Below are 26265 nucleotides of genomic sequence, written 5' to 3'. Positions count from 1 at the left end.
TCATGCGCCTGCGGGCGTTTTAACGAACTCAGCCTGAACGCGCACATGAATATCGTCGCCAACAGCCGGGTACCACGTCGACAAACCGAATTTCGCGCGGCTGAAATGACCGTCTGCGGAAAAGCCGAGCGTGTCTTTCTTCGTGAGTGGATCGGGCGCGAAGCCGTTGAAGGTCACATCGAGCGTCACGGGTTGCGTCATGCCGTGAATCGTCAGATCGCCGGTCAACGTGCCGCGCGATTCGCCGGTGCGCTCAAAGCGCGTGCTGGCGAAGCGCACCTCCGGATAGCGCGACACGTCGAGCATGCTCGCGCTTTTTACCATCTTGTCGAGTAGCGGCACATTCGTATCGATGCTCGCGGCGTCGATCGTGATCGTTGCGCTACTCCTGTCCAGCCCTCCTTCGTTCCAGTCGAGCTGTCCCTGCTTGCGGTCGAAGCGCATGGTGAAGCGCGAATACTTGAAGTGATCGATATCGAAGGTAATGCTGCAATGGTCCGGGTCGAGGTCGTAGCGTCCGGCCGGCACGCGCGCCTCGTTCTGGCTAACCGTATGGGTGAGCACTCGCACCGGCGTACAGGCCATTGCCGTCAGCAGCGTTGCGCTGAGCAGCGCACCTAAAAACGTTGTGCGGATAGTAGAGCGACTCATGAGGTTCGTTCCAGTTGATCGATCGTCACCACGATAACAGTAAGCGTAACCGACACGCCGAAGCACACAAAAATTTGACGAAGGAGAATGATCATTCTACCCTTCGCGCATGGCTACTCAAAACCCGACTGAATGGGCTGCGTCCGGCAGCGCGCGTGAAAGGCTGCTCGACGCTGCGGAAGCGTTGATCTACGCCGGCGGCATCCATGCAACCGGCGTCGACGCGATCGTCAAGCAGTCCGGCACTGCGCGCAAAAGCTTTTACACGCATTTCGAATCGAAAGACGCGCTTGTCGCCGCCGCGCTGGAGCGGCGCGACGAACGCTGGATGAACTGGTTTATCGCGGGCACGCGGCAACATGGCAAGACTGCGCGCACGCGCCTGCTCGGCATGTTCGATGTGCTGTGCGAATGGTTTGCGTCGGAGGATTTTCATGGTTGCGCGTTCCTGAACGCCGCCGGCGAAATCGCCTCCGCGGAGGATCCGATCCGGATCGTCGCACGCGAACACAAGGAACGCCTGCTCGCGTTCGTGCTAACCCAGTGCAATGAATACGCGGCCGAATCGGGCATGGGCGCGCGTCGCGCCGCGCGCTTGTCGCGCCAATGGCTGATCCTGCTCGACGGCGCCATCGCCGTGGCGCTGGTGAGCGGCGAGGCCGACGCCGCGCTCGACGCGCAAGCTGCCGCAGAAGCCTTGCTCGATACCGAGTCCGCAAGCGAATCGGACCCACTCGCAGGTCGATCAGCGGGCAAGTCGCGAGGCACAGCCCCAAGCAAACGGCCGCCGTCCCGGCGCACCGCCACCTGACTGAGAAACCACCATGGCTGACTCGATCGAAACCCGCCCGCCACTCCCGCCGTTCACACGCGAAACCGCGATCCAGAAGGTGCGCGCCGCGGAAGACGGCTGGAATACCCGCGACCCCGAGCGCGTGTCGCTCGCGTATACGCTGGATAGCGTCTGGCGCAACCGCGCCGAGTTCACGCAAGGACGCGCGGAGATCGTCGGACTGTTGCGCCGCAAATGGGCAAAGGAACTCGACTACCGCCTGATCAAGGAACTCTGGGCATTCACGGACAACCGCATCGCCGTGCGCTTTGCCTACGAATGGCACGACGACTCGAACAACTGGTTCCGTTCATACGGCAACGAGAATTGGGAGTTCGATGAACACGGACTGATGGCGCGCCGTCATGCCAGCATCAACGATCTGCCGATCCGCGCGGCCGAGCGTCTTTATCATTGGCCGCTCGGCCGACGTCCCGACGATCATCCCGGCCTGTCCGACCTCGGCCTCTAGATATTTCTCCGACATCGAAGGTGGCCACCTGCCGGGTGCTCACCGCTCTGCCATCGGTTCTCCGTTATGGCTGCATCTGCGCCGCGGGGCATGTCCTGTGCCCGCGCGCCCGAGCGTGTCCTCCACATCGCCAGCGCGGGTTGAGGTACAGTGCGCGACGGGCGGCAAGCAGGAATACCTGGAACATGGATGACACCGGCACTCGACCGGTGACGGAGAGCACATGCATTTTCGGCAGATCAGGAAGGATATTCGGCGTACCGCCGTGGCGCTCGTCGCGAGCTTGGCTGCGGCCTCCGCGGCCTATGCGGGCAACTGGTGCGAGGGCGGCGTATGGGTCGATGCAATGCTCGGTTCCTATCACATCAACCCCGACCCAAATACTCATTTCGAGCAATTCAATCCTGGCCTTGGCGTCGAATGCTGGCTCAACAATCAATGGGCGCTGACTGCTGGCGGCTTTCGCAACTCGCTGCGGCGGCCTTCATACTATGGCGGCGGCGTCTGGGCGCCCGAGTTCGCGCACTGGGGCATCGTGCGGATCGCGGCGATTGGCGGGATCATCTCCGGCTATAACTACGGCAATTGGGGCCTGGGTCGCAACCACACGATCGGGCCGGTGGTTGCGCCGATCGTGATGGTGGACTATAAGCGCGTCGGGGCTAACTTTATTGTGATTCCGCCTATCCCCTCGGACGATCTTCCATTCACGATCGGGTTCCAGTTGAAGGTGAAGTTCTAAATCTGGCGTAATAAGTCCCGTGCCTGGCGTAAAAAGCCGCTTGCGGGCGCGCGGACGGACCCCGGCGAAAATATTCGCTATCACTTCGGCATCTCACACGCTATAACAGGTATTTGCAGGGCGATTATTACGTGTCGAGGGGTCCACAAAATCCGTTGGCACTGCCAGTTCGCACGCCACCTTGCGCCCCGGGACTTCGGCTCGGCGCACTGCTCTCCGTATTTTCATAACCACCTAAAACTTTGGCCTCGGGCAATTCGCCCGCGGACCCGAAGAGCGTTCGCGCGTCCGAAAATTTCCGATCTATGTCGACGTCCGGGCACGAGGATAACGAATCACATCGGTGAAAAACGCACCCTTAATTTAGGAGCTAAAAATGAAATTACACCTGATGGCGGCTTCTGCCGCCGGATTGCTTGTCATGGCCGGGTTTGCGCATTCGCAAAGCATGCCGGAGACTCAACAACCAGCCCAGCAGGAAAACGCAGCGACTCAGCCTGCCCCTTCCGATACGGCGACGCAGGGATACGGTGGCATGCCCGACACGAAAATGCAGAGCGGCGCAAAACACACGAAGCCCTGCAACATCGACCCACAATGCAATATCTTCTTCGGTGGGAGCTAAAGACAAACTGAGGTCGCGCGGGATAACGACGGCAAACAAAACGGACCCGAGCCGGGAGGCGTGACTGACGTCAGCGCATCCTGCGCGGCCATCCAGTCAAAGGTGAGCGATTTCAGGATGGTGAGGAATTCCAGGAGATGGCATCGTCGTTGTCAAAGGTGAGGAACGCCAGGAAATATCGTCAACACAGCCAAAGGTGAGAATTTCCAGGGAGTCCTCCTTGTGGACGCTCGCCTCCACAACCGGCGCGCAATGGCCGTTGCGGTACTCGCACGCCGCGAGTGCCAGCCGGCACGGGGCGGTCAGCAGGGAAGCTGAAAACCCATAGGTGAGAACATTCGGGAGCGCGTGCGGTGACAATGTTGCTACCTGTCGATGCACTTTCGATTCGAAGGTGAGAAGATTCGGGATGCCTCCCCGAACGCAGCCACCTGCGAGTTTTTTTCCCAGTCACATGGAGAACTTCTCCCATGACGCCCGGCGCTTTTGGCGAAGAAATCAAGGCGGCACTCATGCCGCACGCCGACGCTCAACGCGCGCTTTTGCAAAAGCTTTTGCAAAAGCGCTACGCACCGCAATGCGCAAATAAATGGGCTTTAAATAACGGCATCAAAACCAAAAACTTTAGAAGAATATTTAACCCCTCGGGCGTGCTCAAAAACACCGTAGTCATCGCTCAGTAACATGCGACCGGAATAATGGCCTGTGCTGTAGACACGACCAGATTTCGCAAAGAACGCGCTGCCCCGATCGAGGGCCGACGCAAAAGGCCACACCCGGGGGGTTCACATGACTATCCGTCATCGCATCACGCTATTGGTTGTCTTGATGTTTGTCGCCTTGTCGGCGATCGGCGGCTACGCCGTGTATCAGACGCGCGGCAGCGCAGCCGAAGTGCGCAAGGTGACGGAAGGCGTTGTGCCCAGCGCGCTGGCTTCCGCTGACCTCGTCTCGCAAGTCAAAGACGTACAGCTCGCGACCATGACGTTGGTCTACGCGCCGGACGCCAACATGGTCGCCCAGGCACAAGACGAACTGAAGAAGAAAAAGGCCTCGTTGCAACAGGCCCTCGCGCTGCAGGCCAAAGACGCCGCGAGCCACGCCCAGCAAGGCCTCGTCTCCCAGGCCAACGACAGCCTCGAGAACTACTTTTCCGCTATCGCCGAGACGGCGAAAATGAAGGCCGACGGCAAGAACGAGCTGGCGCAAGCCTATCTGTTCGCCAACGTCGCGCAGTATCGCGACGAACTCGAAGGCATCGTTGAAACCCTGCGCGTCGAGAAGAACCGCCAGAAAGACGAGGCGATCACCGCACTGAACGCCACGCTTTCCACCACCACGACGGCCATCGCCATCGTCACCGGCATCGCGATCATTCTGCTGACCTCGATCGGCTCGCTGCTCTACCGTCAGATCACTCGTCCGCTTAGCCGCATGCAAGCCATGATGAGCGAGATCGCGTCGAGCCAGGATTTCACGCGGCGCGTGCCGGTGGGCCGGCTGGATGAAATCGGCCATTCGATCGTCGCCTTCAACGGCATGATCGAAAAGATCCAGGAAAGCTCGGCGCAACTCAAGCAGAAGACCGCCGATATCCAGGCGATGTTGCAGAACATGCAGCAAGGTATTTTGACGGTGATCGACGGCGCCGTGATTCACTCGGAGTACTCGGCGTATCTGGAAGACATCTTCGAAACGAAAGACATCGCCGGGCGTGGCCTGATGGATCTGGTGTTCTCGGATACCGATCTCGGTTCGGACGTGCTCTCGCAAGTGGATGCAGCCGCACATGCGTGCCTCGGCGAAGACTGCATCAACTTCGCGTTCAATCAGCATTTGCTGGTCGGCGAAATTTCAAAGCGCATGGCCGATGGCCGGGTGAAGATTCTCGACCTTAGCTGGTCGGCGATCACAGACGAAAACGACGTCATCGTGCGTTTGATGCTGTGCGTGCGCGACGTCACCGAACTGCGCAAGCTCGCTGCCGAAGCCAGCGAACAGCGCCGCCGTCTCGACATGATCGGCGAGATTCTCGCGGTGAGCGAAGAGAAGTTCCATCACTTCATCGAAAGCTCCGCGGGTTTTGTCAGCGAGAACGAGCGCATCATCCGCAAGCATTCGGAAGCGGACCATGCGGCGATCGCCGAACTGTTCCGCAACATGCACACCATCAAGGGCAATGCACGGACCTATAACCTGGCGCATCTGACCAATGTCGTTCATGAAACCGAGCAGAGCTATCACGAACTGCGCCAACCGGACGCGGACCGCTCGTGGGATCAGGAACACCTGATGCAGGAACTGACACGCGTGCGCGAGGCGATCGAGAGCTACGCCAGGATCAACGAACAGAGCCTCGGCCGCAAGGCCAAAGCCGGCGCAAACAACGCCGGCAATGCGGGCCGTTACGTGATGGTCGAGAAGGACCAGATTCAGCAGACCCTGAGCATGCTGGACAAGACGAACGCCGGCGAACTCCACGAATTGCAGTCGATGCGCGATGCGATGCGCCGAACCTTGCGCGCGCTCGGCAGCGAAAGCGTGCGCGACGCGCTGTCCGGCGTGCTGGACTCGCTGCCTTCGCTCGCACAAGAGCTGGGCAAGCCGGCGCCGACCGTGCGTATCGACGACAACGGCTACCGTCTGCGCGGCCAGGCGGCCGGCACGCTGAACAACGTGTTCATGCATCTGTTGCGCAATTCGATGGACCACGGTATCGAAACCGTCGAGGCGCGCAGCGCACACGGCAAGACGCCGGCTGGCACGATCGATATCGAAGTGGGCGTCGACAACCGCGCGCTGCAGATCACGCTCAGCGACGACGGCCGCGGCCTCGCGCTCGAACGGATTCGCGGGATTGCCGTCGAGCGCGGCTGGATCGGCAGCGACGAACAACTGAGCGACGAAGCCATTGCCGAATTCATTTTCCGGCCGGGCTTCTCAACCGCAGCAACAGTCACGGAAGTGTCGGGCCGTGGCGTGGGCATGGACGCCGTGCGCGATTTCCTCAAGCGCGAGAACGGCCGCATCGAACTGCGCTTCACCGACGATCACAAGGGCGCATCGTTCCGCCAGTTCCAGACGATTGTCTGCCTGCCGGATAGCGTTGTTGTCGATACGCTGGGTGTGGAAGCGCGCGGCGATGCCGGCGAAGTGCAATTTGACGCGATAACGGTTTGAACGTCGGTCGAACGCGGATTGACGCGCTTCACGACGGACTTTGGAAGGATAGGTTGTGATTCAACAGTACGTCTTGGCGGCAGTGGCAGGCAGCGCGGTGACCGCGCTGCTGGCATTGGTCGCGCACAAATTGCACAGCACGAGGCTGACGGCACGGCTCTCCGCCGAAGCCGATGTCCGGATCAAAGCGCTGTCGGCGGAACAGGCGGACCATGGTGAAGCGATCCGCGAACGCGAACAGGCCGTGCAAGAGATGGAAGCGTTGGCCGCGCAGTTGCGTGAGGAGCTGAGGCAGCAATCGGCCAGCGTCGACGAGCTGCGCGCAACGCTGAAAGCAGCCACTGACGACAAAGACCAGTGGGCGCATCAGGCACAACAGATCGCCGGCGAAGCCGCGCGTCTGAAGAGCCTCGGCGCGACATTCGAGCGTTGGCACGAGCAGATGATCTCGCTGATGACGCAGAACCACGACATGCACGCGAAGAATCAGGAGCTGTCGTCGATCGTCCGGCATGTGGTGATCGTGTCGCTGAACGCGTCGATCGAGGCCGCGCGTGCAGGTCCGGCCGGACGCGGCTTCGCGGTGGTGGCAAGCGAGGTCCGGGCGCTCGCCGCGCGTTCTGAGGAATTGTCGAAAAGCTATCGCGACAGCCTGCACCGCAACGATCTGACCACCACCTCCACCTTCCAGGACATCCAGGCGGGCGGCAAGATGATCGCGGCGTCGCTCTCGAGCGTCGAATCGCTCGCCAACCAGTTTCACTCGAAGCTGCACCAGGTGCCGATGTGATCACGGGCAACGCCAAGGACAGCTTCGAGCGCATTTTCCGCAAAGCGGCACAGGCGCGCCTGCCGCTGGATTCCGGCGATGCGTGCGAGATCGCGCCGCTCGCCGGGGCCGGCACAGGCGCAACGAAGGACACCCAGGTGGTCGTGCTGACCATCTCGTCGATTGTGTTCAGACTACTGCTGATCCTTCACTTCGACGAAAGCGACAGCACCCGCAACTACTACCTGAAAGAGTCCGACGAACGCCCGTTCCAGGAAGCGTTTCTGGAAATCTGCAATTTGTGCTGTGGCGCGATGAATCAGGAACTGCTGCATTACTTCCCGGACCTCGGCATGTCGACGCCCTATGTATTGAGCGCGCGTTGTCTGGGGCATCTGCCGGAATTGAAGCCGGGTTTGCTGTCGTCGTATTCGATCACGCTTGGCGGTTCCGTGCAGCTTGCTGCGACGATATGCGTGTGCGCCCATGCGCCGATCGACTTCGTGGCGGACACGAGCACGATCGAAGACTCCAGCGGTGAGCTGGAGTTGTTTTAACTGTCGACCACGACGCCGATATTTGCAGTGAGCAGGAACGCGAAATGAACATGAACAAACCGGTCAGCAAGGTGCTGGTGCTGGACGACTGCCCGGCGCACAAAGAGGCGCTGAAGCGCTTCTGCGACGAGAACAATCTGGTCGGTGTGAAAGTCGGCAAGAACCGCTTGCAGTCGGTGCTGCGCTCGAACATCGATCTGGGCGCGGTTCTGTTCGCCGAAGGCTACGGCGGCTCGGCCGAAGCGAGCGCCGAGATCGCGATCAGGATCAATGCGGTGCGCCCCGAGTTGCCGATCATCATGCGGCGGGATCATGATCCGAGTGTCGACGGTTTGCCGGAGAGCTTGCGCCGCGTGGTCTGCGCAACGTACGTCGCGCACGATATGGCGCCCTTGCGGAAGGTGATCGACGAATACATCTTCAGCCTGGATTATCCGAACGCGTTAGTGCGTGGCATTGCCGACATGACGCAGGCGATTCTCGGCGACGTGTTCAAGAACCTGAGCATCACGTGCGACACGCCGTATATCGTGCGCGACAGGATTATCTTCGGCGAGGTGTTCAGCCTGATTCCGCTGGAAAGCGCGTGGTGCCGCGGCTACATGATGATGCAGGCGGAAGAAGCGCCGATTCTCGAACTGCTCGATCGCTCTCGGATGATCGACAACGCGGAAGACGGCGAAGCAAACTTCCGCGATCTGAATGGCGTGCTCGGTGAGGTGACGAATCTGATCTGGGGTTCGTTCAGGAACCGCTATGTCGGCGATGCGGACGCCTGGTTGCGCAGCCAGGTACAGGTGCCGCTGCTGGTGAATCACAAGCACAAGTACATCTCGTTTGGCAGCGGCAATCCGCAGCTGTGTTTCATGTACTCGCTGACTGACCCGCAGTCTGGCCGTTCGGTCAAGCTGCATCAACGTTTTGTGTTCAGCCTGAGCTGGTCGCCGGAGGACTTCAAGGAAGTCACGAACGATGTCGGCGCGATGGTCGAAGCGGGCGAACTGGATCTGTTTTGAATGTTGTCATAGGAAAAAACATGTCGAAAATTCTGGTGGTGGATGACTCGAGCACGGTGCGCGACGAAGTGGCCGGCTTTCTGAAGAAGAACGGCCTGGACGTCGACACGGCGGTGGACGGCAAGGACGGCCTCGCCAAACTGAAGGCCAGCCCCGGCATCAAGCTGGTGATCAGCGACGTCAACATGCCGAACATGGACGGCCTGACGATGGTCGAGAAGATTCGCGGTGAACTAGCGAACACGACCGTCAACGTCATCATGCTGACGACCGAGAGCAGCCCGGCGATGAAAGAGCGCGGCAAGGCGGCTGGCGTGAAAGGCTGGATCGTCAAGCCGTTCAAGGGCGACGCAGTGCTGGAAACGTTCCGCAAGTTGGCGAGCTAGACACGGCAAGCGCGGCCGGGTTTGGCGAAGGTGAGAACTTTCGGGAGCCGCGCGGCGGTGTTGTGCAAAGCAAGCTTCGCGATCACGGCCCCCGTCAAAAACACGCTAAATACGTGAAAAAACAGCCGTCGCGATGATGACGGCGGACTGTGCCGGCGCGTTGGCTTATCCAAAGGTGAGAATATTCGGGAGCGTGACGCGATAGCGGACACGTGAGTTGCGCCGCTTCATTGCGCCTCACCACCCAGGCCCGGGTCGATCAATCAGTGACGCATGGGCCGTGAACAAGCAGCGCGCACTGACTGTCAGGCACTAAGTGCAAGCGCCTGACACACACGGCCTCTTACCTGGGTATGCAGATTACCCGGCCACTTCCAAAGGTGAGGGTTTGCGGGAGTAGCCTGTTCTGGACCACCGGTGCCACGCCCAGCATGCCTTTGCGGCCTGCCCCCACGCTCGGAAGGTGAGCTTTTTCGGGGGCGGTCAGATGGACACTTCGCGTCGAACCCCAGTCGCTCCGTGCCAAAGGTGAGATTTTTCGGGAGCTGATCCGCGCATCGCACCGTGGCTTTGCGAGCGGTCCCCAATCACGTTCCGTGTTGAAAGAGTTGGGAAAAATTTGCCAGGCTTGGGGGCGGCCGAGCGCGGCGCGATAGTTGCGCCCGGCGTGCGAGTATCGGCGGATCAGCCCAAAGGTGAGGTTTTACGGGAGCGTTGTACTCGTGTGTCAGCCTTGCTTCGCGACCTCGCGAATGTCGGCTACCGGCGTTTTCCCGAATGCATCGCTGAAGGCGTAATCGAGCAACTGGGTGGCGCATTGCTCCGGTGTCGAAAGCTGGCCGTTGCGCTTGAGGTCTTCGAATTTTTCGCGCATCGGGAACCGTTCGGTGCCGCTGCCGCGAATTTCCGCCTGCATATTCGTATCGATGACGCCCGGCGCCAGGCTGCAGATGCGCAGCGCGCGATTCGCGTCGAGTGCAACGGCGCGCGCGTGATGATCGAGTGCGGCCTTGGTCGCGCAGTAGATGCTCCAACCGGGATACGCATTGCGCGCCGCGCCACTCGAGATATGCATGATGCGCCGATCGGTCGCGTCGACGCCGGCCGCGGCGAGCGCGCTCGCCAGCATCAGCGGCGTGGCCACATTCAGGCTCACGGCGGTGGCGATGTCCGCGGCGTCCTGGCCTTCGATCGGACCGATCGGCTGAACCGTGCCCGCATTGTTGATCAGCAGTACGGTCTGCGCGCCGCTGACGAAGCTGCGCAGTGCATCGGTTGCGACCCACTGCGCGACGCGCGCGGGATCGGCAAGCTCGAGTTCGATTTCTTCGAGCAGTGCAGGGAAACGCTCCTTGAGCGTGGCATGACGCGAGCGGGACAAACCCAGTACCGCGACGCCGCGCGCCAGCAGTTGTTCAGCGAGGGATGCGCCGAGGCCGCGAGTGTGACCGGTAACGATCGCGCGGATTGGAGAAGAAGTGGACATGTCGTTCCTTGTGATCGTTGGCTTGAGAAGAGCGCCATTTTCTCACGCGTTCCAGTACGGCCTTCGCGGCGATGGCGTCAGGCGGCGAGACGATCGCGCCCAGCGCGAAGCACGCGCTCCACGGTAAGGACGGCACGACCCAATGCACGACCAGGCCGACCGCGAGGGTCGTAAAGGCGACGGCGCCGATCGCAAGCAGCAGGATGCCACCGAGATTGCGCTTGAATTCGTCCCACACGGAGAAGTAGGCACAGTCCATGAGGAGCGGCGGCAGGAACACGATCAGGACCAGCTCGGGATCGAGGTTGATGGTCGGCAGGCCCAGCACGAAGGCCATCGCAGCGCCACCGACCGGAAGTGCCGCGGCCGGTGGGAGTCACAGCCGCTTGGCGAGCAGTTGGAGACCGATCATCGCGACGAGCGACAGCAGGACGAGTTTGAAGCCCATGACGGAGGACATGCGGGAGCCTCGACGAGTGGCAAAGCGTGGGAGCTTCTTTGTATCACGGGGCGGGGCGTGTGCATGCGGCTGAGCCCACGGGCGATACGCCTGTGGCATCAAGCACTTGGCTTGGCTGTGCGCAAGTTGTCCACAGCCTTATGAACGAAAACTGGGGATAACTTTAGGGCGTCCGCTCGGACGGTTGGTCCGTACGGCGTCGCCCGCTTTTCTCTGGAGAGGGAGAGTCCGCTTGAGGCCGCTGAGCGCGTTCCCCCGCGATTCCCCATGCGCGTCCGCTATTCCTGTTATCACCGGTGGTGAGTGTTGATGACTGATAGGCGCTCGTGTGGTGTCCTACGAATTGTTGCGAACTCCAGTGAAAGCATATTTGTGAATATGCAATGAGATCGTAATTTTAGGAATTGTCGGATAGTCGAGGTGGAATGCTCCTTATAGGGTGCTTGGGCTTTAACCAAGTACAACTAATAAGGACGACAATGAAAAACAGCAGAATTACTGAGAGTCCGGCAGGCATGGCGGCCCGCCTGCTGGCCGCATTCATGTTGCTTATGTTCGCGTTCGGCGCAAACGCGGCTGATTGCAACGTGGTGTGGACAGCAACCGGCGCAAAACCGGGCTCGCCCACCTGCCGGTGGGATGCTCACGCCGGCGTGCCAGGCGGCATGCAGTACTACAACTGCGTTAGTTTGCCGCTTATCGACGCGTGGTGCGCGACACCCACTACGGAAGAACCAGAAGCGAGCTGTCCCGTCGCTGACCCGGTGTATCCGGGCAATGGCCATGCTGCAGGCACGCGTTGTACCGTCCGATTTAGAGTTGGCTCGATTCGGATACCGGGCAAGTAATCGGAGCACTGTTTGATGAATACCATGCAACGACCATTAGCAAGCCACGAACGTCTGCTTCTGCAGTTTCTTCTTGCAGCGAACGAATCTTTTTATGGCGCTCACGTACTAAGGTGGAAAAATCAGGTTGAACGATGCACGGTCCATGAGGTCAATGTGCCCTACTGTCTGGCCATCAGTCACGATGAAATCAGAATTTCAGGTGGTGGCTTCATTACGCTCGCGCGCGAGTTGGTTTGCGTTGACGAGGGCGTGCCAGTGCTGATTTATGCTTGTGCGGTGGAGACGCAGTCAGGTTATGTCCTCGACTCTTTCGACATCGATCGTCTCGATGGAGAGCCTCTTGTGGCCTATCCCGAGCCAGGTGATGGCCTCATGGTCATGGAAGCGGGCAAACGCATAGGTGGGGCAGATTTGCGACACGTGTACAAGGAGTCGGATCTGCCGCCGCGCTTTAAGCTTCCCTGAGCCGCTATTGGTTGGGCCACGCGGGTTCATGAAGCGTTCGCGTCGGCTCGATCCGACCGCCGCGGTATTTGCATTACAGGGAATATTTATGCAAAGAACCCGGTGCTTATTTACGCAATCGTCCATAACACTCACGCAGGTTTCGTTCTGGACTCGTTCAACATTGATCGCCTTGATGGAGAACCACTTGTTAACTATCCCGAGGCAGGCAACGGGTTAATGATTGTCGAGGGAAACAAGAGGGTCGGTGGGGCAGACTTGCGCCATCTCTATGGCGGATCGGGTTCGTAACTTCCCCGATCGTGTGGCCAGTCGGCGTACGACCTGACTGTTGCCGCCCAATTAACTTTAAAGCGTCGGACAGCGCCCCACTCCCTTGGGAGTGGCGGTGTTGGTTCCGCGCCAGACGGTTCACGCTAGTTAGAAGGTGGCTTCAGCCGGTTGTCAAGCTGGCTGTCGGATGCATCGACCCGGCAGAATGTATTTGCATCAATGACTTGACGCTGTTGTGGGGGCGTTATCCACAGCCTTGATCACAAATTATGTGGACAACTAGGGGTTTAGGTTCACGTCTCCCGCGGCGGGCCCAACGCCGCAAGCACGCAACCTATGCCGTCGCCGAAGGCAAAAGACCGCTCAAGCCTTCAACACCGAAGCCGCCACCTCTTCCTGCGACTGCACCTGCAACACCGCATCCCGCTTATCCAGCAAATGCTGCCGCAAAATAGCGCTCAACTTCTTCCCGTCCCTCGCTTCAAGCGCCTTCAACATCTCATCATGATCATGAATCGCGCTATCCCACTTGGGGATCTGAAAATTCGACCGGAACCGCAACGCCTGCAGGCGTCGATTAACCGCGACATAAGTCTGCCGCAGTGCTGAATTCCTCGCCGCTTCATTGATCTTGTCGTGAATCGCCTGGTTGCGGCTGTAGTACCCGGCCAGATCGTTCTGCGTCCGGCAAGCCAGCATCGCGTAATGCAACGCCTTGATCTCGGCAAGCTCCGCAGCCGTCATCCGCTCCGCCGCCAGTTCGCCGGAAAAAGCTTCAAGGCCACTCATCAATTCGAAGGTCTCGCGCAACTCCGCTTCCGACATCTTCGAAACCGACGCGCCCCGGTTCGGCGAAATCTCAATCAGCCCTTCCGCGGCCAACACCTTCAGCGCCTCCCGCAACGGCGTGCGCGAAATCCCCAGCGTCTCGCATAACTCGCGCTCGTTCAGTTTCTTGCCCGGCTCCAACACCCCCTCGACGATAAACCGGCGAATGTGCTCCACCACCGTGTCGTGCAAGCGCTGACGCTCGACCTTCGGCATCAGCGGGGAAGCGCCCACACCCGCATCGAAATCCGAATTTTGCATACAAAAGCCCTCAACATCGTATAGATGCGATTTTATCGGAAGCATAAAGATTAGTTAATAGCACGGGTAAACACCGGTGTCCGCATGCAATCTTCGCCTTGGGGGCGTCGCCGATCGTCTGATATAGTTTTTTGCATGCAAAATTCAATCGGAGGAGCCCAATGCTCAAGCTAGACTTTCATCCCGCTGGCCGTCACTTCCTGCAGATCCCGGGTCCGAGCCCGGTGCCCGATCGCATTCTCCGTGCGATGAGCTACCCGACCATCGATCACCGCGGCCCGGAGTTCGGCGAACTCGGTCTGAAGGTGCTCGAAGGCATCAAAAAAATCTTCAAGACGCAGCAACCGGTGGTGATCTACCCGGCCTCCGGCACCGGCGCGTGGGAAGCGGCGCTGTCGAACACGCTGAGCCCCGGCGACAACGTCTTGATGTTCGAAACCGGTCACTTCGCAACGCTGTGGAAAAAGATGGCGGAAAGCCTCGGGCTGAAGCCGGAGTTCCTCGGCCTGCCTGGTATCGAAGGCTGGCGACGCGGGGTTCAGCCGCACATGATCGAAGAGCGCCTGCGCGCCGACACGCACCACGCGATCAAGGCGGTGTGCGTCGTGCATAACGAAACCTCCACAGGCGTCACCTCGGATATCGCCGCCGTGCGTCGTGCGATAGACGCCGCCTGCCACCCGGCGCTACTGCTGGTCGACACGATCTCGGGTCTAGCCTGCGCTGACTATCGCCATGACGAATGGGGTGTCGACGTCACCGTGTCGGGTTCGCAAAAGGGTTTGATGCTGCCGCCGGGTATCAGCTTCAACGCGATCTCGCCGAAGGCAATGGCCGCCAGCAAGCAGGCCAAATTGCCGCGCAGCTTCTGGGACTGGACCGACATCGTCGAGATGAACAAGACCGGCTACTGGCCGTACACGCCGAACACGAACCTGCTGTACGGACTCCATGAGGCGCTTGAGATGATCCTCGGCGAGGGGCTCGACAACGTGTTCGCCCGTCACGAGCGTCTCGCCGAAGCCACTCGCCGTGCGGTCCGCGCGTGGGGGCTGGAGATTCAGTGCGCGGATCCCACTGTGTATAGCCCGGTGCTGACCGGCGTGATGATGCCCGAGGGTATCGATGCCGACGCGGTGCGCAAGCTCATCTACGAACGCTTCGACATGTCGCTCGGCACCGGCCTCGGCAAGATGAAAGGCCGCATGTTCCGCATTGGCCACCTCGGTGACTGCAACGACCTGATGCTGTTGGCGACGCTGGCCGGTTGCGAAATGGGTCTGCGGCTTGCGGGCGTGCCACTCAAGGAAAGTGGCTTGCCTGCCGCTATGGAGTGGCTGAGCCAGCCGACGCAAGCCGCGGGGCTGAAAGCAGCGGCTTAAGCGCTTGGGTGCCTTGGCGCGTAGCGCTTCTGCTTGGCGCTATGACGCTATCAGTGCAGGCGCAGACCGGCGCCACGCGCATCGGTGCGCCAGCACATCCGCGCAACAAGCAACAAGCAACAAGCAACAGGCAACAAGCATCAGCGCCTCTCGCAGCAAGGGAAGGCGGGGAGCACTTTACTCACGAAGCCGCACATAGAACGCGGCTCATGAACAACATGCGATGGACCCACAGCGCATGCCGCTGACGGGCGCCGACGCAGCGCGCCATTCCAGGCGCGCCGTCGATAGACTGCAATGGAGAGCGACGATGAAGCGGTTTCGTGTGAGCAGTGCGACCAGTATCGTTTTAGTGATGTTAAGCATCATGTACTTCATCACTTACCTGGACCGCGTCAACGTCAGCACCGCGGCAGCAGGTTTCGGCAAGGAGTTCGGCCTTTCCCATACAGAAGTGGGTCTAGTGTTCTCCGCCTTCGCTTACCCGTATCTGATTTTTCAGATCATCGGTGGCTGGGTCAGTGACCGCTTCGGTGCGAAGCGCACGCTGATTTTCTGCGGCGCCATCTGGGGCGTGGCGACTTTGCTGACCGGCCTCGCCGGCGGCCTGGTCTCGTTGCTCGCAGCGCGTGTGTTGCTCGGCTTTGGCGAAGGCGCCACGTTTCCCGCCGCCACTTCCGCAATGGCGCGCTGGGTCGCGAAAGAAAAACGCGGCTTTGCGCAGGGCATTACACACGCGGCATCGCGCATTGGCAATGCGGTTGCACCCGGTTTGATCGTGCTGGTGATGGCGACTTGGGGATGGCGCGAATCGTTCTATATCTGCGGCGTGTTCAGCCTGCTGTGGGTGGCGGTGTGGGCGTTCACGTTCACCGAACATCCGAAAGATCATCCGCGTATCACGACTGAGGAACTCGAAGTCTTGCCCGCGCCGAAGCCGAAAGCGGCCGGCGTGCCATGGGGAAAACTGTTTCATCGCATGTGGCCCGTCACGATCGTGTACTTCTGCTACGGCTGGACCTTGTGGTTGTTCCTCAGCTGGATTCCGCAGTACTTCCTGCACAGCTATCACCTGCAACTGCAAAAGTCGGCGATCTTCGCATCGGTCGTATTCTTTGCCGGCGTGCTCGGCGACACGCTCGGCGGCATCGTGACCGACTGGATCTTCACGCGGACCCGCAGCCTGAAGCGCGCGCGGAGCTGGATGGTGTCGGTGTGCATGTTGTTCTGTCTGCTCTCGCTCATTCCGCTGATGTTCACGCACAGCCTGTATCTGTCGATGGCGTGTCTCGCGTCGGGCTTCTTCTTCGCCGAAATGACGATCGGTCCGATGTGGGCGATCCCGATGGACATCGCGCCGGAATACTCAGGCACCGCGAGCGGCATGATGAACACCGGCTCGGCATTGGCCGCGATCATCTCGCCGGTGGTCGGCGGATTTCTGATCGACTACTTCGGCAGCTGGGAGTTGCCGTTCGTCGGCAGCATGCTGTTGATGGCGGTCGGTGTGGTGCTCGCGTTCCGCATGCAGCCGGAAAGCAAATTCGAATTCAACGCGGCCGACAAGGCGCACGCCACCACGGGCGCCGGTGCTTAAGCAGGTGGCACCGTCCCCTCTCTTCGCCTTTAAAGCAATGACAACCTCACTGAGTCAACGTCTCGCCGACGCGCGCCGCAATCATCTGACGCTCGATGCGTTGCCGCCGGAGCAAACGCCCACAGACGGCGCCGCCGCCTACGCGATCCAGCATGACCTCCTGCGTGTACTGGACGCTTCGATCGGTGGCTGGAAGATCGGCGCGAAGTCCGACAGCGGCCCGATCCAGGGCGCACCGCTACCTGCGAGCGATCTGCACGCCGACGGCGCACGGTTGCCGCGCGAAGTCTTTGCGCCGCTGGGACTCGAACTGGAGATCGCATTCCGCTTCGGCCGCCGCTTCGAGCCTTCCACAACCCCCTATAGCGAAGCCGACGTGCGCGCGGGCATTGGCTCGATCGGCGCGACCATCGAGATTGTGGCGAGCCGCTACGCCGGCTGGCCCAACGTCGACAAGCTCGCCCAACTCGCGGATTTGCAGAATCACGGCGCGCTGATCGTCGGTGAATTTACGCCGTATCGCGAGGATTTTCCATTCGTGGCGCCGTCGGCAAATTTCAGTTTCGAAGGGCATGACGTTGTCGAGACCACGCCCGCCAATCCGGCCGGCGATCCGCGGCGCCTGCTGACATGGCTCGTCAATCACGCCACGTCGCGCGGCATCGCGGTCACGCCGGCAATGGTCGTCACCACCGGTTCGTACACCGGAATGTTTTTTCCGCAGAGCGCAGGCACGGCGAGCGGGCGCATTGAAGGGCTCGAGCCGATCAACCTGACGCTGTACTAGCCCGATTTCTTATAGGCCGACGATATGACGAACCCAACTTCCGCTTTACTCGTCAAGCCGATTCATCTGGTCCCGTCCGCCGCGCGCCTGACTACGCCGCTCGCGCAGCATCTGCGCAAGTCTGTGCGCGGCGACGTGTTATTCGATGCGGCGAGCCGCGGCCGCTATGCAACCGACGCGTCGATCTATCAAATCACGCCGATCGGCGTGGTGGTGCCGCGCGATCAGGACGATTTGCGCATCGCACTGGAAATTGCACGAAGCGAGAAAGTACCGTTGCTCGCGCGCGGCGCGGGCACAAGCCAATGCGGCCAGACCGTCGGCGAGGCGCTGGTGATCGACACCAGCAAGTGGCTGAACAACCTCGTCGCGTTCGATGCAGACGCGCGCACGGTGACGGTCGAACCGGGCGTCGTGCTGGATCACCTGAACGCATGGTTGAAGCCTTACGGCTTGTGGTTTCCAGTCGATGTCTCGACGGCGGCGCAATGCACGATCGGCGGAATGGCCGGCAACAACTCGTGCGGCTCGCGCTCGATCGAATACGGCAATATGGTGCACAACGTCGACGCGATCGACGCCATTCTCGCCGACGGCAGCGAAGCACGTTTCGCTTCGTTGCGTGAGCCGCCGCAGGGCGTGCGCTTGCAGCAGATCGTGGAAGGCGTCAAGCGGATCGCCGAGCGGGAGCATGATGAAATCGTCGAACGCATACCGAAGGTGCTGCGTCGTGTAGCGGGCTACAACATCGACCTGTTCGATTGCCAGAGTCCGCGCGCCTATACGGATGACGGCATCGCCAACCTCGCGCATCTACTGGTCGGTTCGGAAGGCACGCTTGCGTTCAGCCGGCAACTGACGCTGAAGCTCGCGCCGCTGCCCACACATAAAGCGCTGGGCGTGGTGAATTTCCCAACCTTCTGGCAGTCGATGGAACTCACGCAGCACATCGTGAAGCTGAAGCCGGTAGCCGTGGAACTGGTCGATCGCACCATGATCGATCTGGCGATGAGCAATCCCGCCTTCCGGCCGGTGATAGAGAAGGCGCTGGTCGGCGAGCCGCAAGCGATCCTGCTGGTGGAATTCGCTGGCGAGGACCGCGGCCAGCAGCTTGCGTCGCTCAAACAGCTCACCGAGTTGATGGCCGACCTGGGCTTGCCCGATTCGGTCGTCGAGATGCCTGCCGCAAATGAGCAGAAGGCGCTGTGGGAAGTCCGCAAAGCTGGGCTGAACATCATGATGAGCATGAAGGGCGACGGCAAGCCGGTCTCCTTCATCGAGGATTGCGCGGTACCGCTCGAACATCTGGCGGACTACACGAGCCGCCTGACGGAGGTGTTCCACCGGCACGGCACCGAAGGCACCTGGTATGCGCATGCAAGTGTCGGCACGCTGCACGTGCGGCCGATTCTCGATATGCGGCGTGACGGCGCGGCGAAGATGCGCGCCATCGCCGAGGAGGCGGCGGCCTTGGTGCGCGAATACAAGGGCGCATATTCCGGCGAGCACGGCGACGGCCTGTGCCGTGGCGAATGGGTCGCGTGGCAATACGGGCCGCGTCTGAATCAGGCTTTTACCGAGATCAAGGCGCTGTTCGATCCGGACAACCGCTTCAATCCCGACAAGATCGTGCGGCCGCCGAAGATGGACGACGCGCGCAATTTCCGTTTTGCGCCGGGCTACGCAGCGCATCGGATCGAGACCGCCCTCGACTGGTCCGCATGGAACGTCGAACGTGATCCGCTGACGGGGCAGGAAACACCGCCGGGCAGCGGCAACGATCTGTCGGGCGGTCTCGCGAAGGCCGTTGAGATGTGCAATAACAACGGTCATTGCCGCAAGTTCGATGCAGGCACCATGTGCCCGAGTTATCGCGTGACGAAGGATGAGCAGCATGTCACGAGGGGACGCGCGAACACGTTGCGTCTGGCCATCTCCGGGCAACTCGGCGAAGCAGGTCTCGCCAGCGACGACGTCAAGGACACGCTCGATTTGTGCGTCTCGTGCAAGGGCTGCAAGCGCGATTGCCCGACGGGCGTCGACATGGCGAAGTTCAAGATCGAGGCACGGGCGGCGCGCGTCAAACAGCATGGGCTGAGTCTGCGTGACAAGCTGGTGGCCTTCATGCCGCGCTATGCCGCCACGGCGAGCCGGATGCCGGGCTTGATGGCGCTGGCTGATAACGTGCCGGTGTTGTCGGCGTGGTTCAAGCGTTCGGTGGGTTTCGCGCCCGAACGGCCGCTGCCGCGTTTCAAGAAATCGTTCTTGGCGAACGCGTCGGCGGCCAAACCGCCTCAAGGCGGCGCGCTGAAAGAGGTGCTGTTATTCGTCGACACGTTCAACAACAACATGGAGCCTGAAAACGCGCGCGCCGCGCAACAGGTGCTGGAGGCGGCCGGTTACACGGTGCACTTCAATACGCGCCAGGGCGAGCGGCCGGTGTGTTGCGGCCGCACCTTCCTCGCGGCTGGTTTGGTCGACGAAGCGAAGCAGGAAGCGCGGCGCATGCTCGATCTGTTCAAACCGTTCGTGGAGCGTGGCGTGCCGATCGTCGGGTTGGAGCCCTCGTGTTTGCTGTCGTTGCGCGACGAGTTTCTGCACTACGGTTTCGGCGAGGAAGCGCAACGGCTTTCGAAACAGGCGTTTCTGTTCGAAGAGTTTCTGGTGCGCGAGGAAAAGGCCGGGCGCTTGCAGCTTGCGTTGAAGCCGTTGGCCAAGGAGCAGGCGCTCGTACACGGCCACTGCCACCAAAAGGCCTTCGACGCGTTCACGCCTGTGCAGACCGTGCTGAAGTGGATTCCTGATCTCGAGGTGTCGACGGTGGATTCGTCGTGCTGTGGGATGGCGGGCAGCTTTGGCTACGAAGCCGAGCATTACGCGACATCGCAGGCGATGGCGGAATTGTCGCTGCTTCCCGCTGTGCGGAAGATCGATGGCAACACGGTGATGGTCGCGGACGGCACAAGTTGCCGGCATCAGATTCATGATGGCGCGGGCGTCGACGCGATCCATGTGGCGCGCGTGCTGGCGATGGCTTTGAAGTGAGGTCGGCCGGGTTGGGCCCGTGCCGGTCAAGCTTAAGGCAGGGCAGCTCGGCCTCAGGGCTCAGGACTCAGGGCTCAGGCTGGCGCCGGACAGCCTGCCCAGGCCGGAGCAGCCAGGGTCGGCGCACCAGTCACGATTGCGCGCTGACCACCTGCCGATACGCCGCTGGCGCCACGCCGACGCTTTCACGGAAACGATGGCTGAAATGGCTGGCGTTCGCATAGCCGCATTGCTCGGCGACTTGCGCGAGCGGCAGTCTGGTGGTGCGCAGCAGCGTGCGTGCGCGTTCGAGCCGTTGCTGAGCGATCCAGGCCGCAGGCGGTAGTCCGAACGACGTGCGGAACATGCGCGCCAGATGAAATTCCGACAGCGCCGCTACACCGGCAAGCTCGCCGAGTGTGAGCGTTTGCGCGAGATGGTTCTCGATGTAGTCGCGCAAGCGCCGCCGGGTCGCGACCGACAGACCACCCTTGAGCGACGCATCCGTGCGGCGCACGCCTTGCGCGCGCAGCAGCAGGCTCAACACCTGATGCGCGGTTTCATTGGTCCGCAGCAGGCCATCGGGGTCCTGCCAGTCTTCATTGGCGAGCGCTTGACACAGGCTCGCGATGTGCGGGTCTTCGAAATAGGTGCGATCGGCCAGCGTCAGTTCGCGCGGCTCGCGATCGAGTTCCTGCACGGCGCGCTGCGTGAAATGGTCGGGCAGGAAGTAAAGATGCATGAAGTGCATGTGGCCGCGCACCCACCAGCGCGATTCATGCTCGCCGGGCAACGCGCAAAGCCGCGACGGCGCGCCGTAGCGCCCGGGCATCTTCTGACGCTCGGTGCGATAGCCGCCATCCAGATAGCACGACAGCGTGTGATGGCCGGGCCGCTCATAGATGGTCTCGGCTTCCTCGATATCGCGAGTCCAGACGGCGATGGCGAGCCGGTCGCCCAGCCACGCGAAGCGTTCGAGATTCGCGTTGGCGCTCTGCAGCGTGTGACAGACCGACTGAAGGCCGAACGGCGTTTCGGTGGATTCGATCACGGGGGCGGGCGGTTTGGCGTTCACGGAAACGAGCGGGATGCATTCGATGACAGGGTAAGCGTCAGTATAGGGCGAGTGATTGCCGGCCGCTCAGGCCTCCGAAAATGTGCGCAATCCTGGACAAGTGCGGCCGCCGGCGCTGCAGCATAGTTGGGTTTCCGCATTTTGCTGCTGCAGGCACTGTCATGAACTTTTCGCTCTACGCCGTCACCGTGCTCATCTGGGGCACCACCTGGATCGCGATCAAATGGCAATTGGGTGCGGTGCCGCCGCCGGTGTCGATTGCGTGGCGTTTCTGGATCGCGGCGCTGGTGCTGTTCGCGCTGCTGCGCATCATGCGCCGGCCCATCTGGCCGCCGCGCGCCGCATGGCGCTTCCTCGCCGCGCAAGGGTTGGCGCTCTTCTGTCTCAACTTTTTGTGCTTTTACTATGCCGAACAGGTGGTGCCGAGCGGCCTCGTCGCGGTGGTATTTTCCACTGCGCCGTTGCTGAATTCGATCAACGGCCGGCTCTTCATGGGCCGTCCTTTGCAAGCGTCGGCGATTGCCGGTGCGGCGTTGGGGCTCGTCGGCATCGTGTGCCTGTTCGTCCAGCAGATGGCAGGACACCTGGGCGACCACACGGTGTGGTTGGGACTCGCTATCGCATTCCTCGGCACCTTGTGCTTTTCGGCCGGCAATCTGCTGTCGAGCCGGATGCAATCGATGGGCTTGCACCCGTTCACCACCAATAGCTGGGCAATGCTGATCGGCGCCGGCATCCTGACGGTGGGCAGCGCGCTGGCCGGCTTTTCCTTCTCCATCGAGCCTGACGCGCGTTATCTCGGCGCGCTCGCGTATCTGGCCGTGTTCGGCTCGGTGATCGGCTTTACCGCGTACCTCATGCTGGTCGGGCGCATCGGACCGGAGCGGGCCGCCTACTGCACCGTGCTGTTTCCGATTGTGGCGCTCGCGGCGTCGACGGTATTCGAAGGCTACCAATGGTCCGCGTTGGCTGTGGTCGGGCTCCTGCTGGTGGTGGCGGGGAATCTGGTGGCGTTCGATCTCACGCGGCGACTCTTCGTTCGGCGGGTGAGGGCATCCTGAGAGCGCGGCGGTGCCCTACCGATTCATGTGTTGAAGGAAATGTTTTTCAGCGCACAGCCACTCGATGCCGCACGCACCGGTGGGTGTTTAAGGTGAGCATTTTCGGGAGCGTGAAAAAGAGGAAAACAATCTAACGGTGAGCTCTTACGGGAGCAAAAAAGAGAGCGAAGCGCACCCCGGAAGTACCGCTGCCGCGCGGGAAGCGCCTTCAATCGCGATCGTGCTCAGACTTTAGTAGGGTGAGGCGGGTCTGGCCATCTGGCGTGAAGTGCGTACCGAAGCGCACCAGCCCAGTCTGATGCAGGCGGCAGCTCATCGTAAAGCTCAGCAGCATGCCCGGCTCGGTATCTTCGATCGTGATATCGACCGATTTCAGACGCGGCTCATACTTGAGCAGCGTGGTCTCGATCATGTGTCTTAGCTTGTGCGCTGACGACGGCAGGTGGCGATAAATTTCCGAAAGATCATCGAGTCCGTAATCGGGCAGATGAGCGAGCCCGTTGCGACGGCTGTTCAGAATGCGCTGGATGTTGTCTTGTACCGACAAGAAAGACTGAGTGGCCGCGCCGAAGTCCTCAATCGATGCGCCGTTGGCGAAATGACCGGTTACGACCTCGAAGAGCCCGGGGCCGCCGCGAGTCATGTCGCCACCTCGATCGCCGCATCGAATTCGACGACGATGCCCGCGTCTTCGGAATAGGACAGACGTATTGCCGGCGAGACATTCCTGCGTGACGTGGCCCGCGACTCCGCGTGCCCCGCGATACGCACCAGCAACTCGCGCGCGAGCACCGGCAGGATTTGCTGATCGAGCAGGCTGTCGATATTACGCGCGCCGGAGTCAGGCAACTGGCACGCACGCACGAGTTCGGACACCAGCGCGTCTTCGCACAGGAGCGGTACGCCGAACTTGTGCACGATGCGCTGCGCCACCTTGTCAAGCTTCGTGCGCACGATCGACGCCAGCGCTTCGGCCGACAGTGGTCGATACACAATGGTCTGGAAGCGCGCAAGCAGCGCCGCCTGGAAGTGTTCGACCAGCAGCGGGTGGATCGTTTCCATCAGCATCGATTGAGTCACGTCGCCTGTCTCCATCGTGGCCATGATCTGCTCGCTGCCGAGATTCGACGTCATCAGGATCACGGTATTGCGGAAGTCGATCACGCGGCCTTCGCCATCGCGCATGAAGCCGCGGTCGAACACCTGGTAAAACAGATTGAGCACGTCGCGATGGGCCTTTTCCACCTCGTCGAGCAGGATCACGCTATACGGGCGCTGACGCACGGCCTCGGTGAGTACGCCGCCCTGGCCGTACCCGACATATCCCGGCGGAGATCCCTTGAGCTGTGAGACGGTGTGCGCCTCCTGGTACTCGGACAAATTGATCGTAATCAGGGCACGCTCGCCGCCGAACATCAGGTCGGCGAGTGTGCGGGCCGTTTCCGTCTTGCCGACGCCGGAAGGTCCGACCAGCAGGAATACGCCTAGCGGCGCCTCGCCGCATTTGAGGCCGGCTTTGGCGGCACGCAGGCTTTTGCCGAGTGCGCTGAGCGCATCGTCCTGGCCAACGACAACGCGGCCGAGGCGCATCTCGAGCGCAAGCAGCGTCGCAAGTTCATCCTCCAGCAAACTGCCGACCGGCACACCGGTCCAGTCGGCGATAACGCGCGCAATGGCCGCTTCGTCCACTTCCGCGTGGATCAGCGCTTCGGCGCCGGGCCTGAGCCGTGTTTGGTGGGCGGCGCGGATCGATTGCTGCAGATCGCGCCGCGCGCTTTCGTCCGTTGCGGCGTGCCATGTCGCCCGTAGCGTTTGCAGTGCAGCGACGGCTTGTGCCTGTTCGGCAAACGACGATTCGAGCGTATCGAGCTCGGTTTCGAGGATGGCGAGACGTGCGTCGATTGCGACCAGCCGTTCGTCGATGTCCACGGAAGTGGCGACGTGATCCTGCACCAGCGCCGCGCGTTCGACCTTGAGGGCTGCCCGTTCAGCATGCAGGGCGGAAATCTGAACCGGTGTCGCTTCGACACTCAAGCGCACGCGTGCCGCTGCGGTGTCCAGCAGATCGACGGCCTTGTCCGGCAGTTGCCGTCCGGTCAGGTAGCGGCGCGATAGACGCACGGCCGCGGCAACCGCCGCGTCCGTGATATGGACGCCGTGGTGTTGCGCATAGCGCTCCTTCAGACCGCGCAGCATCAGGCACGCGTTGTGATCGTCGGGCTCGTCGACCTTGACCATCTGGAAGCGGCGTTCCAGCGCCGCGTCGCGTTCGAAGTACTGTTTGTACTCGGACCAGGTGGTCGCGGCGATCGTGCGCAGTTCGCCACGCGCGAGCGCCGGCTTGAGCAGATTGGCGGCGTCGGCGCCACCGGCTGTGTTGCCTGCGCCGATCAGCGTGTGCGCCTCGTCGATGAATAACAGGATCGGCGTGGGCGATTGTTGTACCGCTTCGATCACATTCTTCAGACGCTGCTCGAATTCGCCTTTGACTCCCGCGCCCGCCTGCAATAATCCCAGGTCGAGCGTCAGCACGCTCACTTCGCGGATTGCCGGCGGCACGTCGCCTTCGGCGATCTTTAGCGCCAGCCCTTCGACGAGTGCGGTCTTGCCGACGCCCGGCTCGCCAACGAGGATCGGATTGTTCTTGCGGCGTCGCGCGAGGATGTCGACCATCTGCCGGATTTCCATGTCGCGGCCGAAAACCGGATCGATTCTGCCGTCACGCGCTTTTTGCGTGATGTCGATGGTGAAGCGTTGCAGCGCATCAGCGCCCGGCCGCTGGGCCGGATGTTCACGTGAGCCGGCGGCCGGCGATGCCAGTTGGCCGCTAGCGCCAACATGGCGGGCGGTTCCGTTCAGCGATGCCGGTTGGCCGCTGGCGCCAACATGGCCGGCGATTTCGTTCTGCGAGCCGGCCGCGGCACCGTCTGACGCTCTACTCACGCTGTGATGCGCGGGATCGTCGTTGCCACTGTCCTGGATGGACAGGGCCGACGCTTCAATCGACATCCCATTCAGCAGAGGCATCAGGCGTTCGATCTGCGCGGCCGATACGGAGAGCAGCGGCCACGCTTGCGGGGCGCGCAGGAGTTGCGGCGCGTCGACGAGTGCCGCGAGCAGGTGCGTCGAGCGTATCGCCGGCGTGCGGGTGCCGGCCTCGAGCGATGCATGAATCCACGCCGCTTCCAGCAGCTCCCCGAGCCGGTGAGACAGTCCGGGTTTGCCACGCAACTCGTGCGGCAACCGATCGATCGCGCCGAGCAGGCCTTGCCAGATGGCGTCCGCGTCAAGCTCATAGTGGCGCACGATCGCGACGAGGTCGCCTTCCCCGAGCTCCAGCAGTTTGATTAACCAGTGTTCGACTTCGATATCGCGATGGGCGCGCGTTTCGCACAGACTCGCTGCTTCGGCGAGAGCGCGGGCGCAATGGTCGTTGAGGCGGCGCAGGAACGGAGACAGATTGCGAGCGGTCATGGTGGCGAGGG

Annotated in this window: 23 protein-coding genes and 1 pseudogene; 17 read left to right on the top strand and 7 right to left on the bottom strand. The window is 61.4% G+C overall.

The window, feature by feature from the left end; translation table 11 throughout:
• Entirely contained in the window at window positions 1-651 is a 651-nt protein-coding gene (locus tag P3T22_RS00645) for a YceI family protein (protein ID WP_429323930.1), read from the bottom strand.
• 109 nt (window positions 652-760) lie between these two features.
• On the opposite strand from P3T22_RS00645, the gene P3T22_RS00640 reads away from it, so the two are divergent.
• The 10 genes from P3T22_RS00640 (at window position 761) to P3T22_RS00595 (ending at window position 9230) form a co-directional block, all read left to right on the top strand.
• Entirely contained in the window at window positions 761-1462 is a 702-nt protein-coding gene (locus P3T22_RS00640) for a TetR/AcrR family transcriptional regulator (RefSeq protein ID WP_063498147.1), read from the top strand.
• Between the two features lie 13 nt (window positions 1463-1475).
• On the top strand, window positions 1476-1955 hold the full coding sequence (locus tag P3T22_RS00635) for a DUF1348 family protein (RefSeq protein ID WP_063498148.1): 480 nt from the start codon (window positions 1476-1478) through the stop codon (window positions 1953-1955).
• Window positions 1956-2178: 223 nt separating this feature from the next.
• Entirely contained in the window at window positions 2179-2697 is a 519-nt protein-coding gene (locus P3T22_RS00630) for a hypothetical protein (RefSeq protein ID WP_063498149.1), read from the top strand.
• Window positions 2698-3073: 376 nt separating this feature from the next.
• On the top strand, window positions 3074-3322 hold the full coding sequence (locus P3T22_RS00625; protein ID WP_063498150.1) for a hypothetical protein: 249 nt from the start codon (window positions 3074-3076) through the stop codon (window positions 3320-3322).
• Between the two features lie 470 nt (window positions 3323-3792).
• Complete coding sequence (locus tag P3T22_RS00620; protein WP_429323929.1) at window positions 3793-4005, top strand: hypothetical protein; 213 nt, start codon at window positions 3793-3795, stop codon at window positions 4003-4005.
• 106 nt (window positions 4006-4111) lie between these two features.
• Window positions 4112-6502: a HAMP domain-containing protein gene (locus tag P3T22_RS00615; protein ID WP_429323928.1), complete on the top strand. Its 2391-nt coding sequence runs from the start codon at window positions 4112-4114 to the stop codon at window positions 6500-6502.
• 55 nt (window positions 6503-6557) lie between these two features.
• Window positions 6558-7292 (top strand): methyl-accepting chemotaxis protein, encoded by a 735-nt coding sequence (locus tag P3T22_RS00610; RefSeq protein WP_063498153.1) that lies wholly within the window; start codon window positions 6558-6560, stop codon window positions 7290-7292.
• Complete coding sequence (locus P3T22_RS00605; protein ID WP_063498154.1) at window positions 7289-7828, top strand: hypothetical protein; 540 nt, start codon at window positions 7289-7291, stop codon at window positions 7826-7828. Before P3T22_RS00610 ends, P3T22_RS00605 begins: the two co-directional genes overlap by 4 nt.
• 44 nt (window positions 7829-7872) lie before the next feature.
• Window positions 7873-8844, top strand: coding sequence for a chemotaxis protein CheX (locus P3T22_RS00600; RefSeq protein WP_063498155.1), 972 nt, complete (start codon window positions 7873-7875; stop codon window positions 8842-8844).
• Window positions 8845-8864: 20 nt separating this feature from the next.
• The gene (locus tag P3T22_RS00595; RefSeq protein WP_028196001.1) at window positions 8865-9230 is read left to right on the top strand and encodes a response regulator; all 366 of its coding nucleotides are present in this window, start codon (window positions 8865-8867) and stop codon (window positions 9228-9230) included.
• 727 nt (window positions 9231-9957) lie between these two features.
• On the opposite strand, the gene P3T22_RS00590 is transcribed toward P3T22_RS00595, so the two are convergent.
• Both P3T22_RS00590 and P3T22_RS00585 read right to left on the bottom strand, forming a co-directional pair.
• The gene (locus P3T22_RS00590; RefSeq protein WP_429323927.1) at window positions 9958-10716 is read right to left on the bottom strand and encodes an SDR family oxidoreductase; all 759 of its coding nucleotides are present in this window, start codon (window positions 10714-10716) and stop codon (window positions 9958-9960) included.
• A gap of 43 nt (window positions 10717-10759) precedes the next feature.
• A pseudogene (locus P3T22_RS00585) lies at window positions 10760-11176 on the bottom strand (cation:proton antiporter); the annotation flags it as partial.
• Window positions 11177-11655: 479 nt separating this feature from the next.
• Between P3T22_RS00585 and P3T22_RS00580 the strand changes: the two are divergent.
• The gene (locus tag P3T22_RS00580; RefSeq protein WP_429323926.1) at window positions 11656-12024 is read left to right on the top strand and encodes a hypothetical protein; all 369 of its coding nucleotides are present in this window, start codon (window positions 11656-11658) and stop codon (window positions 12022-12024) included.
• A gap of 15 nt (window positions 12025-12039) precedes the next feature.
• Window positions 12040-12492: a hypothetical protein gene (locus tag P3T22_RS00575; RefSeq protein WP_063498159.1), complete on the top strand. Its 453-nt coding sequence runs from the start codon at window positions 12040-12042 to the stop codon at window positions 12490-12492.
• A gap of 636 nt (window positions 12493-13128) precedes the next feature.
• Here P3T22_RS00575 and P3T22_RS00570 read toward each other — a convergent pair.
• Window positions 13129-13854: a GntR family transcriptional regulator gene (locus tag P3T22_RS00570; RefSeq protein ID WP_063498160.1), complete on the bottom strand. Its 726-nt coding sequence runs from the start codon at window positions 13852-13854 to the stop codon at window positions 13129-13131.
• Between the two features lie 161 nt (window positions 13855-14015).
• Between P3T22_RS00570 and P3T22_RS00565 the strand changes: the two genes are divergently transcribed.
• From P3T22_RS00565 to P3T22_RS00550, 4 genes are all read left to right on the top strand, one after another.
• Complete coding sequence (locus tag P3T22_RS00565) at window positions 14016-15236, top strand: pyridoxal-phosphate-dependent aminotransferase family protein (protein ID WP_063498161.1); 1221 nt, start codon at window positions 14016-14018, stop codon at window positions 15234-15236.
• 310 nt (window positions 15237-15546) lie between these two features.
• Window positions 15547-16833, top strand: a complete 1287-nt coding sequence (locus P3T22_RS00560; protein WP_429323925.1) for an MFS transporter — start codon at window positions 15547-15549, stop codon at window positions 16831-16833.
• A gap of 37 nt (window positions 16834-16870) precedes the next feature.
• Complete coding sequence (locus tag P3T22_RS00555; protein WP_063498162.1) at window positions 16871-17620, top strand: 2-keto-4-pentenoate hydratase; 750 nt, start codon at window positions 16871-16873, stop codon at window positions 17618-17620.
• Between the two features lie 24 nt (window positions 17621-17644).
• Window positions 17645-20665, top strand: a complete 3021-nt coding sequence (locus P3T22_RS00550) for an FAD-binding and (Fe-S)-binding domain-containing protein (protein WP_429323924.1) — start codon at window positions 17645-17647, stop codon at window positions 20663-20665.
• Between the two features lie 130 nt (window positions 20666-20795).
• On the opposite strand, the gene P3T22_RS00545 is transcribed toward P3T22_RS00550, so the two are convergent.
• Window positions 20796-21719 (bottom strand): AraC family transcriptional regulator, encoded by a 924-nt coding sequence (locus P3T22_RS00545; protein WP_063498164.1) that lies wholly within the window; start codon window positions 21717-21719, stop codon window positions 20796-20798.
• 161 nt (window positions 21720-21880) lie between these two features.
• On the opposite strand from P3T22_RS00545, the gene P3T22_RS00540 reads away from it, so the two are divergent.
• Complete coding sequence (locus P3T22_RS00540; protein WP_063498165.1) at window positions 21881-22780, top strand: DMT family transporter; 900 nt, start codon at window positions 21881-21883, stop codon at window positions 22778-22780.
• Between the two features lie 208 nt (window positions 22781-22988).
• On the opposite strand, the gene tssE is transcribed toward P3T22_RS00540, so the two are convergent.
• Both tssE and tssH read right to left on the bottom strand, forming a co-directional pair.
• The gene (tssE, locus tag P3T22_RS00535) at window positions 22989-23423 is read right to left on the bottom strand and encodes a type VI secretion system baseplate subunit TssE (protein ID WP_063498166.1); all 435 of its coding nucleotides are present in this window, start codon (window positions 23421-23423) and stop codon (window positions 22989-22991) included.
• The gene (tssH, locus tag P3T22_RS00530) at window positions 23420-26254 is read right to left on the bottom strand and encodes a type VI secretion system ATPase TssH (protein WP_429323923.1); all 2835 of its coding nucleotides are present in this window, start codon (window positions 26252-26254) and stop codon (window positions 23420-23422) included. Before tssH ends, tssE begins: the two co-directional genes overlap by 4 nt.
• Window positions 26255-26265: the final 11 nt, after the last annotated feature.

The organism is Paraburkholderia sp. GAS348 (assembly GCF_050434205.1).
Taxonomy (GTDB): domain Bacteria; phylum Pseudomonadota; class Gammaproteobacteria; order Burkholderiales; family Burkholderiaceae; genus Paraburkholderia.
This window is presented reverse-complemented; position numbering and strand designations above follow the sequence as displayed.

Coding starts and splice junctions, on each gene's coding strand:
- P3T22_RS00645 (WP_429323930.1), bottom strand. CDS start 651: ATGAGTCGCTCTACTATCCGCACAACGTTTTTAGGTGCGCTGCTCAGC.
- P3T22_RS00615 (WP_429323928.1), top strand. CDS start 4,112: ATGACTATCCGTCATCGCATCACGCTATTGGTTGTCTTGATGTTTGTC.
- P3T22_RS00630 (WP_063498149.1), top strand. CDS start 2,179: ATGCATTTTCGGCAGATCAGGAAGGATATTCGGCGTACCGCCGTGGCG.
- P3T22_RS00560 (WP_429323925.1), top strand. CDS start 15,547: ATGAAGCGGTTTCGTGTGAGCAGTGCGACCAGTATCGTTTTAGTGATG.
- P3T22_RS00550 (WP_429323924.1), top strand. CDS start 17,645: ATGACGAACCCAACTTCCGCTTTACTCGTCAAGCCGATTCATCTGGTC.
- P3T22_RS00570 (WP_063498160.1), bottom strand. CDS start 13,854: ATGCAAAATTCGGATTTCGATGCGGGTGTGGGCGCTTCCCCGCTGATG.
- P3T22_RS00595 (WP_028196001.1), top strand. CDS start 8,865: ATGTCGAAAATTCTGGTGGTGGATGACTCGAGCACGGTGCGCGACGAA.
- P3T22_RS00580 (WP_429323926.1), top strand. CDS start 11,656: ATGAAAAACAGCAGAATTACTGAGAGTCCGGCAGGCATGGCGGCCCGC.
- P3T22_RS00555 (WP_063498162.1), top strand. CDS start 16,871: ATGACAACCTCACTGAGTCAACGTCTCGCCGACGCGCGCCGCAATCAT.
- P3T22_RS00620 (WP_429323929.1), top strand. CDS start 3,793: ATGACGCCCGGCGCTTTTGGCGAAGAAATCAAGGCGGCACTCATGCCG.
- P3T22_RS00635 (WP_063498148.1), top strand. CDS start 1,476: ATGGCTGACTCGATCGAAACCCGCCCGCCACTCCCGCCGTTCACACGC.
- tssH (WP_429323923.1), bottom strand. CDS start 26,254: ATGACCGCTCGCAATCTGTCTCCGTTCCTGCGCCGCCTCAACGACCAT.
- P3T22_RS00590 (WP_429323927.1), bottom strand. CDS start 10,716: ATGTCCACTTCTTCTCCAATCCGCGCGATCGTTACCGGTCACACTCGC.
- tssE (WP_063498166.1), bottom strand. CDS start 23,423: ATGACTCGCGGCGGCCCCGGGCTCTTCGAGGTCGTAACCGGTCATTTC.
- P3T22_RS00565 (WP_063498161.1), top strand. CDS start 14,016: ATGCTCAAGCTAGACTTTCATCCCGCTGGCCGTCACTTCCTGCAGATC.
- P3T22_RS00575 (WP_063498159.1), top strand. CDS start 12,040: ATGAATACCATGCAACGACCATTAGCAAGCCACGAACGTCTGCTTCTG.
- P3T22_RS00625 (WP_063498150.1), top strand. CDS start 3,074: ATGAAATTACACCTGATGGCGGCTTCTGCCGCCGGATTGCTTGTCATG.
- P3T22_RS00600 (WP_063498155.1), top strand. CDS start 7,873: ATGAACATGAACAAACCGGTCAGCAAGGTGCTGGTGCTGGACGACTGC.
- P3T22_RS00640 (WP_063498147.1), top strand. CDS start 761: ATGGCTACTCAAAACCCGACTGAATGGGCTGCGTCCGGCAGCGCGCGT.
- P3T22_RS00540 (WP_063498165.1), top strand. CDS start 21,881: ATGAACTTTTCGCTCTACGCCGTCACCGTGCTCATCTGGGGCACCACC.